11 protein-coding genes are annotated in these 14,066 nt (G+C 44.9%); 9 read left to right on the top strand and 2 right to left on the bottom strand.

Features of this window, described 5'->3' with window-relative positions:
• Nucleotides 1-278 precede the first annotated feature (278 nt).
• The 4 genes from CHRO_RS29650 (at nt 279) to CHRO_RS13210 (ending at nt 5,313) form a co-directional block, all read left to right on the top strand.
• The gene (locus CHRO_RS29650; protein WP_015154707.1) at nt 279-2,882 is read left to right on the top strand and encodes a bifunctional diguanylate cyclase/phosphodiesterase; all 2,604 of its coding nucleotides are present in this window, start codon (nt 279-281) and stop codon (nt 2,880-2,882) included.
• Between the two features lie 59 nt (nt 2,883-2,941).
• The gene (locus tag CHRO_RS13200; RefSeq protein ID WP_015154708.1) at nt 2,942-3,193 is read left to right on the top strand and encodes a hypothetical protein; all 252 of its coding nucleotides are present in this window, start codon (nt 2,942-2,944) and stop codon (nt 3,191-3,193) included.
• A 608-nt stretch (nt 3,194-3,801) separates the two neighbouring features.
• Nucleotides 3,802-4,731, top strand: a complete 930-nt coding sequence (locus CHRO_RS13205) for a hypothetical protein (protein ID WP_015154709.1) — start codon at nt 3,802-3,804, stop codon at nt 4,729-4,731.
• A gap of 111 nt (nt 4,732-4,842) precedes the next feature.
• Nucleotides 4,843-5,313, top strand: coding sequence for a hypothetical protein (locus CHRO_RS13210; protein WP_015154710.1), 471 nt, complete (start codon nt 4,843-4,845; stop codon nt 5,311-5,313).
• Between the two features lie 176 nt (nt 5,314-5,489).
• Here CHRO_RS13210 and CHRO_RS13215 read toward each other — a convergent pair whose 3' ends face one another.
• Nucleotides 5,490-7,718, bottom strand: coding sequence for a PAS domain-containing sensor histidine kinase (locus CHRO_RS13215; RefSeq protein ID WP_015154711.1), 2,229 nt, complete (start codon nt 7,716-7,718; stop codon nt 5,490-5,492).
• Nucleotides 7,719-7,772: 54 nt separating this feature from the next.
• Nucleotides 7,773-9,920 carry a response regulator gene (locus CHRO_RS13220; RefSeq protein ID WP_015154712.1) on the bottom strand — a complete coding sequence of 716 codons (2,148 nt, stop codon included), beginning with the start codon at nt 9,918-9,920 and terminating at the stop codon, nt 7,773-7,775.
• On the opposite strand from CHRO_RS13220, the gene CHRO_RS32180 reads away from it, so the two are divergent.
• The 5 genes from CHRO_RS32180 to CHRO_RS13240 all read left to right on the top strand — a co-directional run bounded on the left by CHRO_RS32180 (nt 9,919) and on the right by CHRO_RS13240 (nt 14,032).
• The gene (locus CHRO_RS32180; RefSeq protein WP_181824328.1) at nt 9,919-10,056 is read left to right on the top strand and encodes a hypothetical protein; all 138 of its coding nucleotides are present in this window, start codon (nt 9,919-9,921) and stop codon (nt 10,054-10,056) included. The genes CHRO_RS13220 and CHRO_RS32180 overlap by 2 nt on opposite strands.
• A 267-nt stretch (nt 10,057-10,323) precedes the next feature.
• Complete coding sequence (locus CHRO_RS13225) at nt 10,324-11,715, top strand: malic enzyme-like NAD(P)-binding protein (RefSeq protein WP_015154714.1); 1,392 nt, start codon at nt 10,324-10,326, stop codon at nt 11,713-11,715.
• 104 nt (nt 11,716-11,819) lie between these two features.
• Entirely contained in the window at nt 11,820-12,338 is a 519-nt protein-coding gene (locus CHRO_RS13230) for a GNAT family N-acetyltransferase (protein ID WP_015154715.1), read from the top strand.
• Nucleotides 12,339-12,483: 145 nt separating this feature from the next.
• On the top strand, nt 12,484-12,726 hold the full coding sequence (locus CHRO_RS13235) for a hypothetical protein (RefSeq protein WP_015154716.1): 243 nt from the start codon (nt 12,484-12,486) through the stop codon (nt 12,724-12,726).
• A 49-nt stretch (nt 12,727-12,775) separates the two neighbouring features.
• Nucleotides 12,776-14,032 (top strand): argininosuccinate synthase, encoded by a 1,257-nt coding sequence (locus CHRO_RS13240; protein ID WP_015154717.1) that lies wholly within the window; start codon nt 12,776-12,778, stop codon nt 14,030-14,032.
• The last annotated feature ends 34 nt before the right edge of the window (nt 14,033-14,066 follow it).

The following is a 14,066-nucleotide window of genomic DNA, read 5'->3' on the forward strand; positions in this document are numbered from 1 at the left end:
TTCGCCCAATTGAGAGCGCGTCAAAACTTAAGCACTTCCGTGGGAGGGTTCCCCCACCGTGGGAAAGTTTTCGTGCAAAGCCGCTAGCAATTTTTTGCATCTTTGCGCAACATATCTTTCAGTAAACATACGTAAAAAGACAAGTAAATTAACAATGAACTTCGCAATTATACGCTTGATAGCTAGATCTAGATAGGCTTATGATTGTAGTATTTGTAGCAGTTAAAACAATTTTTACTTAACCCGAACGAAATATTTTTACTCAGTAAAGCGATCGCATGAAATCCAAAAAGACATTATTCCCCATCGGTGTAGCATTCACCAGTCTGATTGGAGTATTGTATGCGACAGCATCAGTTATTTTGTTCAAGAATCTGCACCAAGCAGAAGAACGGCATACTCGCCAAGCAGTAGAAGGAGTTTTAAGTGCTTTTACTCAATCCAAAAAAGATTTGAGCATTCATATTGATGATTGGGCAAGCTGGAACGATACTTATAATTTTGTCCTAGATCGGAACCAAGATTATATCGACTCTAATCTCTACCCAGCAGGATTGCTAGCACTCAAACTCAATTTAGTTCTCTACGTTCAGCCTTCAGGCAAAATAGTTTACGGAACTGGTTTTGACTTAAACGCTCAGAAATACAAGTCAATTTCTCCAGCATTGAAACCTCATCTAGTGCCACAATCTCCACTGGTGCGCCACAAGACTATAGAAAGTGGCACAGTAGGTATTGTCAATCTACCAGAAGGATTAATTTTAGTCGGAGCGCAACCAATTTTGTCTAGTGAAGATAAAGGACCGATTCGCGGTTCGCTCATTTTTGGGCGTTATCTCAATGCTGGAACGATCGCCACTTTATCCAAGTCTACCCGCCTGCCGCTTTCCGTACGTGCAATCGATCGCGCCGATCTGCCTACTGATTTTCAGGCAATGCGAAATTTATTATCACCAACTAACAAAATTCTCGTACGTCCGATCGACAAAAATACAATTGCTGGTTACGCTTTGCTACCAGATATTTACGGTAAACCTGCGGCAATTTTGCGCGTTGCTATTGCCAGGGAAATATATCATCAAGGTCGGACAAGTTGGTATTATTTAACAATTTTACTAGCGATCGTTGCAATAATTTTTGCAACAATTATTTTTCAACTTATAGAAAAATTAGTAGCCTCCGAGCGTAAATGGCAAGAAAGTGAAGAATACCGTCATTTAGTTGCCAAGGCTTCTCAAAGTATCTTTTTAGTCAATGCCAGTACCAAACAAATTATTGAAGCCAATGCTACATTTGAAAATTTCCTCGGCTATCATTCCGGTCAACTACTCCAGTTGACACTATTCGATTTAGTTGCTGAAAATCAAGCAGTGGTAGAGCGCTTTATCTTAGCATTGCAGGTAGAGCGTTACTTTACAGGCGAACAACAATATCGCCGTCAGGATGGAATACTAGTCGATGTTGAAATTAACGCGAACTTAATTACTCGCAACGGCAAAGATGTTTTTTGTATCATCGTCCACGACATTACTAAGCGCAAACAAATAGAGCAACAATTACAACACGAAGCCTTTCACGATTCCCTCACGGGTCTAGCAAATCGCGCCCTATTTATGATGCGGTTGGAGCAAGCACTGAGGTTGCAACAACAGCAAGCAGACTATAGTTTTGCAGTTTTGTTTTTAGACCTCGATCGCTTCAAGGCAATCAATGATAGTTTAGGACATATGCTTGGCGATCGGTTGTTGATTGGGATCGCTCAAAGACTAAGAGCGCAGATCCGCACGGGAGATACTCTGGCTCGTCTAGGCGGCGATGAGTTTGCAATGGTGCTAGAGAATTGTAGCGATCCCACTGAGATGATCAAACGGATACAACTGGCACTTAAGTTACCTTTTCGGTTAGATGGTAATGAGATTTTTGCCACCACAAGCATTGGCGCGATCGCCAATACCAGAGAATATCGCCAACCAGAAGATTTATTGCGCGATGCCGATACTGCTATGTACCGCGCCAAAGCTGGCGGGAAAGCACGGTATGAAGTTTTCGATACCTCCATGCGCGATCGCGTCGTAGCACTATTTCAATTAGAAACTGACTTGCGACGGGCAATTGACAACCAGGAATTGCATTTGCACTATCAACCGATAGTTTCGCTAGTCAACCAAAAAATTGTTGGTTTTGAAGCACTCGTACGTTGGCAGCATCCCCAAAGGGGTGCAATCTCTCCAGCAGAATTTATTCCAATTGCCGAAGAGACAGGGTTAATTGTGCCGATTGGCTGGTGGGTATTGCAGCAAGCTTGCCTGCAAATGCAACTTTGGCAAGCACAATTTGCCATGAACGTGCCGTTCAAAATCAGTGTCAACTTTTCTGCACCGCAGTTTACTCAACCGCAAGTAGGAAAACAGATTATTCAAATATTACAAGCCACTGGACTCGACGCAAAGAGTTTGCAACTAGAACTGACTGAAAGCGTACTGATGGAACACCCTGAAGCAATCGCGGCTTTGATGGAAGAACTCAACGCTTTGGGAGTCTCCCTAGCCCTAGATGACTTCGGCACGGGTTATTCTTCCTTAAGTTACTTACAACGGTTTCCGATAAATATCCTCAAGCTAGACCGTTCCTTCGTTTGCCGAATCGGTAAATGCTATCAAAGTTGGGAGATCGTTCGCGCTACAATCATGCTTGCCCGCGCCCTAGACATGGAAGTCGTGGCTGAAGGAATAGAAACTTTAGAACAGCTTGCCCGTCTGCGAGGACTCAAATGTAAATTTGGGCAAGGATATTATTTCTCTCAACCTGTAGATAGTACTGCAGCTGGAGAATTACTCGCCCAGCAGTTTGATAGGCTAGTCGAAGTTGTAAGTCGTAAGTAGAGAATTAACTGGTCATTGGTCACTGGTCACTGGTTACTGCTCGCGATCTCCCTTTACCTTTGCAAGCACTTTGGTACGCTAAGCAAGGAGATTGGGAACGAGCGCACGTACCGATCCAAGATGAAGCTGACGCTGATAGTGCTTGGGTTCACGCTCATTTACACCGTCAAGAAGGTGACTTGAGTAATGCTCGTTATTGGTATAAGCGCAGCGGGCGATCGCCCGCTCATATCGATCTCGATCGCGAGTGGGAAGAAATCACCAAAAGCTTGTTGACAAAAGTAGCAAATGATGGATTGCTAAACCAATAGTAAATCACCCCAAAGCACTACTCAATCTCATCAATTAAGCCAATCTGAAGTAACTTCTCAAATCGAAAAAATTAACAACTCAATCCAAACTTTACTCATTTCACACAGTTTATAAATTTTATAGACTAACAGACATATGCTTGATAGCCACTAGGTTGTCTTGTTGAATTTGCTCTCTGAATAATGGGCATCTGCCTACTAATAGAGTGCGGCTTTAAAGTATTATGAGATCGATATTTTGCCAAATTTATTCGCTAAGTTCTTGCAACAAAAAGTTTAAGTGTAGAAGCAAGTTTTGAAGGTCGCTTTGCTTCAAGAAGACAGCGCGAAAAATCTAATAGAGTCGTTTTGCAAATCATTTAAATTACAGACGAATATTGCATTTTGATGTAGCGATCGCATCAATTTTGTCGCGAGTTCATTCTCAGTGAAAACTAATGATTGATGCGGTATTTTCTTGGTCTTTAAGAAGCGAATATTTTGAATGAATTGATGATATCCGTTCGCAAATTGATTGAAGACGAACATTTTTTTAAGTAGGGCTTTAATTAGTCTGCTTGATGTTCGAGGGAATTGAGCAATTGGTGTAAACAGTCGGAGGTTTTTTGATGGCAACTTCAGATAATCAAACCACATCGCAACCGGAAACTAGCTCTAACAACTTTACAGGTAATAGTAACTGGGCATTTCAAGACGGTCAGTTACAATCCAGTGAAGGCAACACCTTAGATGAAAGTAGTAACCTCTCTGGTGGTAGTAGCGATCCCTTTTCTGGTGGAGATACGGAATCAGATAATAATAATCCTTTTGCTGGTGGCAATGCTGAAAACAACCCCCAAGCTAGCAATCTCCCCGATAATTTGCCGTTTGGCGATACTCTTCCCTCCTTACCAGAAATTGAAACCGACCAACCCGTACCCTTTGACAGTGACAACTTTATCTTAGATGTCAATAATTTAGAGTCCGATTCAGATTCTACTGGTAACACTGGTAGCGGCAATGGGAACTGGAACCTTGGAAGTAACAACACAACCGATGGTAATGGTAACTGGAATTTCAGCAGTGACAGTCAAACCAATGGTAATGGCAACTGGAATTATGCCGATGGCAATACAAGTACTGGTAACGGGAACTGGAATTTTGGTACTGATAACCAAACCAACGGTAACGGCAACTGGCAATTAGGTGAGAGCAATACCGTTCTTGGCAATGCCAATATGCCCGAAGGCAGCAATAACAACATTCTCGGTAGTGGTAACACTGCCGATGTTAGTAACAGCACTCTTCTAGGAAATCGTCTTGAGATCGGCAGTGATGGCAGCGCGATCGGTAATGAAGACTGGGCTTTCCCTCTTAGTAGTGACAGCGAACCGATTTCACTTGGTAGCAGCCAACCCAGCCAAGAGATCGGCTTTGATATTAGCACGGGCGTGAGCAGTTTATTTGGTTCTGGGGGCGCGACTCAAGAAACCATAGATACTGCTACGAACCTTCCAGATTATAACAACCCAAACTATACGTTCGAGGGCTTGGGCTAAAGCTTTGCCGTAGAACATTTTCAGAACATCTTCGGCAAACAACTTCAGGCTTGGCAATGCGATCGCGCTTAGGTTGTGTTGCCAATTTGTCCAAAAATCAGGAGATAAATCATGGAGTTTGAACTCCCACAATTTGCCCAGGATACTATTAATGAATTTCGCTCGTCTGCTAGTACGGGGTTTGCAGAAGCACTGAACGAAATTCTTGCAAATGCGAATACAACAGAAGGAAATTCACCCGAACTTCCAGATGATGTTGCAGCAAGCATTGACGCACAAGCAGACCTGATTGGAACTGGGGTACAGGATGTTTTTGCTAATTTAAGCAATGACTCTCTAACTAACGTCAATGAAGGTAACAGCGATAGCAATTTTCAATTCAATTTTGAACCCGCAACTGACGGTTTATTTGGTGGTCAACTCAGTCTTGTAGTCAACGGAGAAACAGAGCCATTATTCACCTTTGATATTGGTGGAGCTGCACCTGTCACTGGTGATAGCAGTTCCTTGTCCGGTAATTATCAAGACTTTTTTGCTAGTCTCGCTGGTGGAGAAAATCCCTTTGCCAGTGCTTCGATCTAGTTAAAAGACCTAGTCTAGTAGGGCATTACCCACCCTAATACTTTTCGTCGGTGATGCCAAGAAAGCGCTTGGAGATCCCCCCTAACCCCCCTTATAAAGGGGGGAACAATAGCAAGGTGGGCATCGCCCACTTTACATACTTGGTAGGAACAATAGCAAGGTGGGCATCGCCCACTTTACTTACTTGGTAGCGTGAAATAAAAACGACTTCCTTCACCTAACACGCTCTCTGCCCAAATTCGTCCACCATGCTGCTGTATAATGCTACGGCAGATTGCTAACCCGAGTCCCGTGCCACCTTTTTTTCGGGAATCGGAGGCATCAACTTGATGAAAACGCTCGAAAATACTTTCAATCTTATCCTCTGGGATACCACGCCCCCGATCTTTAACGGTGAAGAGAATATTTGTTGATAGGGAAGCTGAGGCAGAATTTAACTCTGAATTCAAAACTCCGAACTCCGAATTCTCACCACCTTCGATCGCTTCAACACTTAACTCAACTGTGGAGCCTTCTGGAGAAAATTTAATTGCATTACCAAGGAGATTAGTTAAGACTTGAATAATGCGATCGCCATCGACGTTGAGTTGAATATCTTGGGAATAAACAGATAGAGTAACTTTGGCACGATTTGCCATCACCTGCATCAAATCCGTTGCTTTTTCTAATAAATCAGCCGCGTTGCACGATCGCTGCAATAAACTAATTTTTCCCGATTCCAAGCGTTCCAACTCCAGAATATCGTTCACCAGTCGCACCAAGCGATCGGCTCCCTCAGAAGCTATATCAATCACGCGCCGTCCGCGATCGCTATGAGCGTCAATTAGACCGCTAGATAATAAATTTAGCGCCCCGTGAATTGAGGTTAAAGGCGTGCGGAGTTCGTGACTGACAACAGAAACAAACTCATCTTTCATGCGTTCGATCGCGTAACGTTCCGTAATATCTTCCCCAATACTGAGAGTCGCGATCGCCTCACCCTGTAAATCGCGCAAGATCGTGTTATTCCAAGCAATTAACCTTTCTTGCCCAGATTTAGTCAAAATCGAATTTTGATAGTAGTTGTGCAAGCCTTGTTGCTGTAATTGCAGAAAATGCTCCTGCACGCGCTGACGCTGATGAGGTGGTAAGAACACTTCATACCAATTCTTGCCCAAAACCTCCTCTGAGGTATATTCTACCAATTCAAGAAAGAATGGATTGACATACTCGACAATTCCTTGGCGATCGAGTCCTACCACGACTAATCGGACATTCTCTAACAAACTCCGCCAACGTCTTTCTGCTTCTCGCAACGAGGCTTCAATTTGCAAGCGCTGAGTAATATCGCGGGCGATGGTAGATAGTAGCTTCACCTTTCCCTGCGAGGATTTGTGGGCGATCAATAGTTGTGAAACTGGAATTTCGCGTCCATCGTGACTCAGAATTGCCGTTTCACCTACCCAAACGCCATCCTGAATTGCCGTGGGAATTGCTTCGCGGTGCAAGAGGTCGTAAGCCCAAGTAGGGTGAAGATTGCTCAGATGCAAGTTCGTGAAATCGCGATCGCGATCGCAACCAAAAACTTTACAAGCAGAGCTATTTAAATAATTTACTCGTTCGTCTAGATCGGCAGTAGCGACAAAATCTAAAGTTGCTTCGAGGATAGCAATCAGCTTTGCCCGTTCTTCTTCTGCATGTTTGCGCTCGGTAATATCTTCGACAATACCTTCATAGTAAAGCGGCTTACCGTTATCATCTCTGACAATTCTTGCCTGTTCTGCAATCCAAATCGCCTTGCCATCTTGACGATAGACTTGAGACTCAAACCCCGCTACGGTGTCGTGCTGTTGTAGTAGGCGAATGAACTCAGTCCGACGGTTGGGATTGACGTAAAGTTGTTGCCCCAAGTCAGAGATATTCGCCATCAGTTCGGCGGGAGAGGAATAACCGTAAATCTTTGCCAGCATGGGATTTGCCGTCAAATATCGCCCATCTGGTGTTGTTTGAAAAATTCCTTCGATCGCATTTTCAAAAATACTACGATACTTAGTTTCAGCTTGACGTAGAGCCTCTTCTGCACGCTGGCGTTCGGCAAGTTCTCGCTGTAGTTGTAAATTTAAGAGGTAATAGACTAATAAAAATCCGATTGCGCTGAAACCGAAACTAACTAGAGACACGGCGATCGCATTGTCAGCCCGTTTTTTAGCTTCCCGCGCCGTCTGCTGCAACAATTGTTGTTGGGCAACGATCTCTGGTGCAGTTGCTGGTGTAGTCGATACTGCTACTTCCATTTGCAGATTGACTTGGCGATCGACTGTTACCCTCCACTCTGTTAAGGAGTAGAAAGAAACCCAGCCTAAACACAATAGAGTTAGCAAATATAACAGCGCTAAACTCAATCGACTGGTAATTCCATTTGTCATTTGTTAGCTATCAGTTATCATTTGTCATTTGTACTTCAGATTGCGCACCACGCACTACTCGCTTTTCATTAATTGTGCATTCTGGAGCTGTAACATTTGGTGACGAATTTTACTACGCTCTAAGCGATTTAGTACTCTGGCAACGAGTTCGGGTCCGATAACTGGCTTATTTACGTAATCGTCAGCACCAATCGTAAAAACTCGATGAATTGTCTCAGCATCAGTACGAGCGGATAGAAATATAATTGGCAGTTCGCTCCACTGGGGATCGTTGCGTACCACTTGGCAGAGGTCGATACCGCTCAATTGTGGCATCTCTATGTCTAAAATTAGCAGATCGGGGCGAAAGTTTGCCAAATAATGCCAAAATTGCTGAGGATCTGTAAGCAAGGTCAGTCTGAATCCCCAAGGTTCTAGTAATACCTGCAATCTTTCCAGTAACTGCGGATCGTCATCCACAAGCATTAACTTTGCTTCTGGAGTTGTGGATGCTTGCAAAACTTGCGCGATCGCCGCGATCGCTTGAGCTGGTGGTACTGGCTTTTGCAAAAAACTCCGCGCCCCTAACCGAGCTGCTTCCACGCGATCGGCAAAACTCTGTGGCGCAGTCAGGACAATCGTAGGTATCGGTGGCTGTGCGTTTGCTAGAGTTGACAAAAACTGCAAACCATGCACCCGATTTTGGCAAAAGTAGAGGTCGAGCAGTACTGCATCAGGTTTAGTATAGGCGATTGCCGAGCGTGCCTGAGACAAATCCCCTGCCACAACTACCTCCATTCCCGCCGCTGTAGCTTCTGTTGTTACAGCTTGCGCGATCTCGGGATCGCTGTCTACAACTAGTAATTTGGTAGTTGGTAGTTGGTAGTTGGTAGTTGGTGGGGAAAATTGAGTTTTGACTTCTGACTTTTGACTTTTGACTTCTTCTACAGCGTTCAAATTTTGCCGTAATGCGGCGACAAGTGTTGAAAGATGCTCTATACGCTCTTGAGTTAATTGAGTTTCATCAGATAATTCTCGTTCAATTTGGCGACACAATTGAGAAGCGGCAATTAAACCAAAACTACCGAGAGAGCCGATTAAAGTATGCGCTTCTTTCGCTGCTTGGGATTGTAGTTGAGGATCGAGACACTCTTGCTTGACAGATGCGATCGCCTGTTCTATCACTTCAATCCGATTGATATATTTTTCTCGATGTCGTTCCCATAAAGGGATTAATTCTGTTGGAATTTGGGATTGGGTAATTGGTAATTGGTAATTGGTAGTTGGTAGTTGGTAGTTGGTAGTTGCTTCCTTGTCCCCCTTGTCTCCCTTGTCTCCCTTGTCCCCCTTGTCTCCCTTGTCCTTCTTGTTCCCCTTGTCCCCCTTGTCTCCCTTGTCTCCCTTGTCCCCCTTGTCTCCCTTGTCCCCCTTGTCTCCCTTGTCTCCCTTGTCCCTCCCCGACTCCCCTGTACAGGTGGGTTTTGAGCAAAGATCTATTGATGTAAGCTGTGAATCTTTTGATAAACCCGCCCCTACGACTCCCGACTCCCGTTCTTCCGCCTTCAACCGATATCCCAATCCATAAACTGTCTCAATCGGGTCTGGCGCTCCGGCTTTTTTAATTTTCTGTCTTAAACTTTTGATATGCGCTCTAACAGTATTTTCCGTAGGGGGTTCGTCAAACGACCACACGCGATCGAGTAGCGCACTTTGGCTAAAGATGCGATGGGTGTTACGTAGTAGTAATTCTAAAATGCCGTACTCTTTTGCCGTCAGATGCAAGAGTTTACCGTCATAGGTGACTTCGCAGCTACTAGGATCGAGCCGTAAGAAACCCCACTCTAGCACCGGAGATGGTGTGGCACTGCTACGCCGTAATAAAGCACGAATGCGAGCTAATAGTTCCTCTATGTCAAACGGTTTGAGCGCGTAGTCATCCGCACCAGCATCTAATCCCCTAACTTTGTCAGTACTGGAATCTTGAGCTGTCAGTAACAAAACCGGAGTGCGATCGCCTTTTGCCCGTAGCTTTTTACAAAAATTAATTCCATCTAGCTTAGGCAGCATCACATCCAATAAAATCAGATCGTACTCGAAACTGTCTACCAGTTCCCATCCTGCTTGACCATCAGTCGCTAGCTCCACCAAATAACGTTGACTGGCAAGCGTTGGCTGGAGCAGTTGAACTATAGTTTCATCATCTTCTACAAGCAGAATTTTCATGATGCGGGAGTCGGGAGTCGGGAGTCGGGGAGCAGGGGGACAAGGGAGACAAGGGGGACAAGGGGGACAAGGAAGCAGGGGAGCTTCAGGTGCAGGGGAGCTTCAGGTGCAACTACCAACTACCACTCTTCACTGATAACTGACAACTGACAACAGTATTTCCGCCAGCATAAAGGAAGATTCGATCTCACTTGGTAGATTTGGTGACAGTTCTGAGGGTTTGCGGCGATGGATAATTTTTTACCTATTCACAAAATTTTCACTTATACACTATATATTTCAAAATCGTTACAGTTTGTTTATTATTACTGGGTAATTGGTAATGGGTAATTGGTAATGGCTCTTTCAGCTTCCATGCTCTCCGGTTCCCTCGATTCTCTATCCCGATCCCTCACTTCCATCTATGGTAATTCTCACGCCGAACTCAAGTTATAGTCTGACTTTACGCTTGCAAATTCCCAATCGAGCCGGAATGCTGGCAGCTGTGACTCAAGCGATCGCCAACAGTGGTGGTAATTTGGGTCAAATCGATTTAATCGCTCAAACTCGCCAACTCACGACTCGCGATGTGACTGTTGATGCTTCTAGTACAGAACATGCCGAAACGATCGTCCAGGCAGTGAAAGAATTGGCAGATGTCAAGTTGATGAGCGTTTACGATCGCACTTTTAATTTGCATCGTGGTGGCAAAATTACTGTGAACAGCAGAATTCCGCTCAAAAGTCAAGACGATCTGGCAATGGCGTATACGCCTGGAGTCGGTCGAGTCTGTACGGCGATCGCTCAAGATCCAGAACAAGTTTATAATCTCACGATCAAACAAAATACTGTAGCGATCGTCACGGATGGCAGTGCGGTTTTAGGGTTAGGTAATCTTGGAGCAGCCGGAGCATTACCAGTCATGGAAGGCAAAGCCATGCTATTTAAAGAATTTGCCGGAATTGATGCCTTTCCGATCTGTTTAGCGACTCAAGATACAGAAGAGATTATTGCTACAGTCAAAAATATTGCCCCTGTATTTGGGGGAGTCAATTTAGAAGATATTGCGGCTCCACGCTGCTTTGAGATTGAAAAGCGCCTGCGCCAAGAATTAGATATTCCCGTATTTCACGACGATCAAAACGGTACGGCAATTGTCACGCTGGCGGCTTTATTCAACGCGCTCAAAATTGTCAACAAACCCATCGAGCAAATTCGGATTGTCATCAACGGTGCGGGAGCCGCTGGAGTCGCGATCGCCCGCTTACTGCAAAAAGCTGGTGCAACGAATATACTCATGTGTGACTCCAAAGGCATTCTCTCTACTCATCGAACAGACTTGAATCAGGAAAAGCAAGAATTTGCTGTTAGTCAAGCTGGAACTCTTACCGATGCTATGATAAGCAGCGATGTTTTCATTGGCGTGAGCGCCCCTGGTGTAGTCACTCCTGAAATGGTGCGATCGATGGCAAAAGACCCAATCGTGATGGCGATGGCAAATCCCATCCCTGAAATTCAACCGGAATTGGTGATGAATGATGTCGCAATTATGGCAACAGGGCGCAGCGACTATCCAAATCAAATCAATAATGTCTTAGCTTTTCCTGGCGTATTTCGCGGTGCTTTAGACAGTCGTGCCAGCACAATTACAACCACGATGTGTTTAGAAGCAGCCAGCGCGATCGCTTCTTTAATTAAACCCAGCGATTTGCACTCAGAGTATATCATCCCGTCCGTGTTTGACGATCGCGTAGCCACAGCCGTTGCAGCTGCCGTCCAAAGAGCCGCCCGCGAAGAAGGGATCGCGAAACAGTAACTAGATATTAGTGACTAGTGACTGGTGACTAGATAAAAATTCTAGCCACCAGCCACCAGCCACTCACCAACTACCAACTACCAATTACCAATTACCATTCGAGAATGACATCTACCGTATCTCCAACTAAAGAGGCATCATCACAAACAGATAGCAGTCAAATTTGTTTCTGTATTGCTACAGGTAACGCTTTACGCCAACCGCAGCGATCGCAAGACGATTTACTCCAGTTACAAACATTATTCGAGCAAGCAGCATTTTGGGCGCAAGGACGCAGTTTAGAAGATCTGAGCATAGCAATTGCCAATAGCGAACCAGTCGTGAGTGTTTGGGATGAAGAACGGCTGATTGGTTTTGCCAGAGCGACTTCTGATGGAATTTATCGCGCTACGATTTGGGATGTGGCAATTCATCCCGATTATCAAGGGCGGGGACTAGGGCGAAAACTAGTGCAAACAGTTTTGAGTCATCCCCGCATGAGTCGAGTCGAACGAGTTTATTTAATGACTACGCATCAGCAACGGTTCTACGAACGAATTGGATTTGAATGCAACAGCAGTACCACAATGGTATTGAAAGATCGGCTTTTCATGAGTTCTTTGGAACAAAATTTTTCGGCGTGAAACTCGGTTCACAAAATCTTCACTCATTTAGCTTATCTTCACTGTTAATCAAACAAAAACCAATAGCAGCTCCCAAGGATTGACTTTTAACTTTTACCTTTTACCTTTTGACTTTTAAAAAGACGTTTTTTAAAGGATGTGAATTATGAATCGCTTCACCTATCAGGTAAACGTTAATACAATGACTGCTCTACTTGTAGATGAACTCAATACGATTCAGGATAGGGAAAATGCTTTAGAGATTGAAGCAAAAAATCTGCAAATCGAGCAATTAAAAATTGACCGAGCCAAACAAGCAGTCAAAGCCGATCGCGATCGCTTACAAGTTCAACGCTGGGAAATTTTGTCTAGATTGCAAGAATTCAGCAACGAACTTTCACTTCGCTAATTATTAATTCTCTTACCACTCACCACTCACTACTCACTCATAGCGACAAATGACAACCCCAGTTAATCTCAAAGCAAATACCAGCTCCCAACTCAATAACTCCACAGGTCGGGCTAAGCGTGCCGTACTAGCATATTCTGGGGGCGTTGATACTTCGGTATGTATTCCTTACTTGAAGCATGAATGGGGCGTGCAAGAAGTCATTACCCTAGCAGTCGATTTAGGACAAGGCGACGAACTCGAACCAATCCGCCAAAAAGCACTGCAATCGGGCGCAGATGAATCGTTAGTGGCAAACGTACAAGATGTATTCGTGAGAGAGTATGCCTTCCCAGCGATTCAAGCAAATGCCTTGTATGAAAATCGCTATCCCCTCGCTACAGCTTTAGCACGTCCGTTAATTGCGAAAGTCTTAGTAGAAGTGGCTGAAAAGTACGGTGCAGATGCGATCGCCCACGGTTGTACGGGTAAGGGTAACGACCAAGTACGGTTTGATGTCTCCATTGGCGCGCTCAATCCAAATTTAAAAATTCTTGCCCCTGCTAGAGAATGGGGTATGAGTCGGGAAGAAACGATCGCCTATGGCGAAAAGTTCGATATTCCCTTTCCAGTTAAAAAATCTTCTCCCTACAGCTTAGATAAAAATTTGTTGGGATTGGCGATCGAAGCTGGAATCTTGGAAGATCCTTGGGCAGAACCGCCAGAAGAAATTTATCAAATGACAAAGGCGATCGCTGACACTCCCAATCAGCCAGAATATGTAGAAATTACCTTTGCAGGTGGTGTTCCAGTCGCTTTAAACGGCGAAACCCTAGCGCCAGTCACGCTGATCGATCGACTCAATCAACTGGCTGGTAGCCACGGCGTAGGACGCATTGACATGGTAGAAAACCGCCTAGTGGGAATCAAGTCGCGGGAAATCTACGAATCTCCTGCCATGACAGTTTTAATTCAAGCCCACCGCGACCTCGAAAGCCTCACCTTGACTGCTGATGTCACTCGCTACAAGCGGGGAATTGAAGAAACCTACAGCCAACTCGTCTACAACGGACAGTGGTATAGTCCCCTCAAAGCGGCACTCGATGCTTTTATCCAGCAAACTCAAGTGCGAGTTTCCGGTACTGTGCGCGTCCAACTCTTCAAAGGCAACGCCACCATTGTCGGACGTAAATCGGACAACTCCCTCTACAACACCGAACTAGCAACCTACGGAGCCGAAGACCAATTCGACCACAAAGCCGCTGAAGGCTTCATCTACGTCTGGGGGCTACCAACGCGCATTTGGTCGCAACAAACGAGAGGCTAGAAGAGAGCTGAGGGAGCTGAGGGAGCTGAGGGAG

Source organism: Chroococcidiopsis thermalis PCC 7203 (genome assembly GCF_000317125.1).
GTDB lineage: Bacteria > Cyanobacteriota > Cyanobacteriia > Cyanobacteriales > Chroococcidiopsidaceae > Chroococcidiopsis > Chroococcidiopsis thermalis.

Coding starts and splice junctions, on each gene's coding strand:
- CHRO_RS29650 (WP_015154707.1), top strand. CDS start 279: ATGAAATCCAAAAAGACATTATTCCCCATCGGTGTAGCATTCACCAGT.
- CHRO_RS13205 (WP_015154709.1), top strand. CDS start 3,802: ATGGCAACTTCAGATAATCAAACCACATCGCAACCGGAAACTAGCTCT.
- CHRO_RS13210 (WP_015154710.1), top strand. CDS start 4,843: ATGGAGTTTGAACTCCCACAATTTGCCCAGGATACTATTAATGAATTT.
- CHRO_RS13215 (WP_015154711.1), bottom strand. CDS start 7,718: ATGACAAATGGAATTACCAGTCGATTGAGTTTAGCGCTGTTATATTTG.
- CHRO_RS32180 (WP_181824328.1), top strand. CDS start 9,919: ATGATGCGGGAGTCGGGAGTCGGGAGTCGGGGAGCAGGGGGACAAGGG.
- CHRO_RS13220 (WP_015154712.1), bottom strand. CDS start 9,920: ATGAAAATTCTGCTTGTAGAAGATGATGAAACTATAGTTCAACTGCTC.
- CHRO_RS13225 (WP_015154714.1), top strand. CDS start 10,324: ATGGTAATTCTCACGCCGAACTCAAGTTATAGTCTGACTTTACGCTTG.
- CHRO_RS13230 (WP_015154715.1), top strand. CDS start 11,820: ATGACATCTACCGTATCTCCAACTAAAGAGGCATCATCACAAACAGAT.
- CHRO_RS13235 (WP_015154716.1), top strand. CDS start 12,484: ATGAATCGCTTCACCTATCAGGTAAACGTTAATACAATGACTGCTCTA.
- CHRO_RS13240 (WP_015154717.1), top strand. CDS start 12,776: ATGACAACCCCAGTTAATCTCAAAGCAAATACCAGCTCCCAACTCAAT.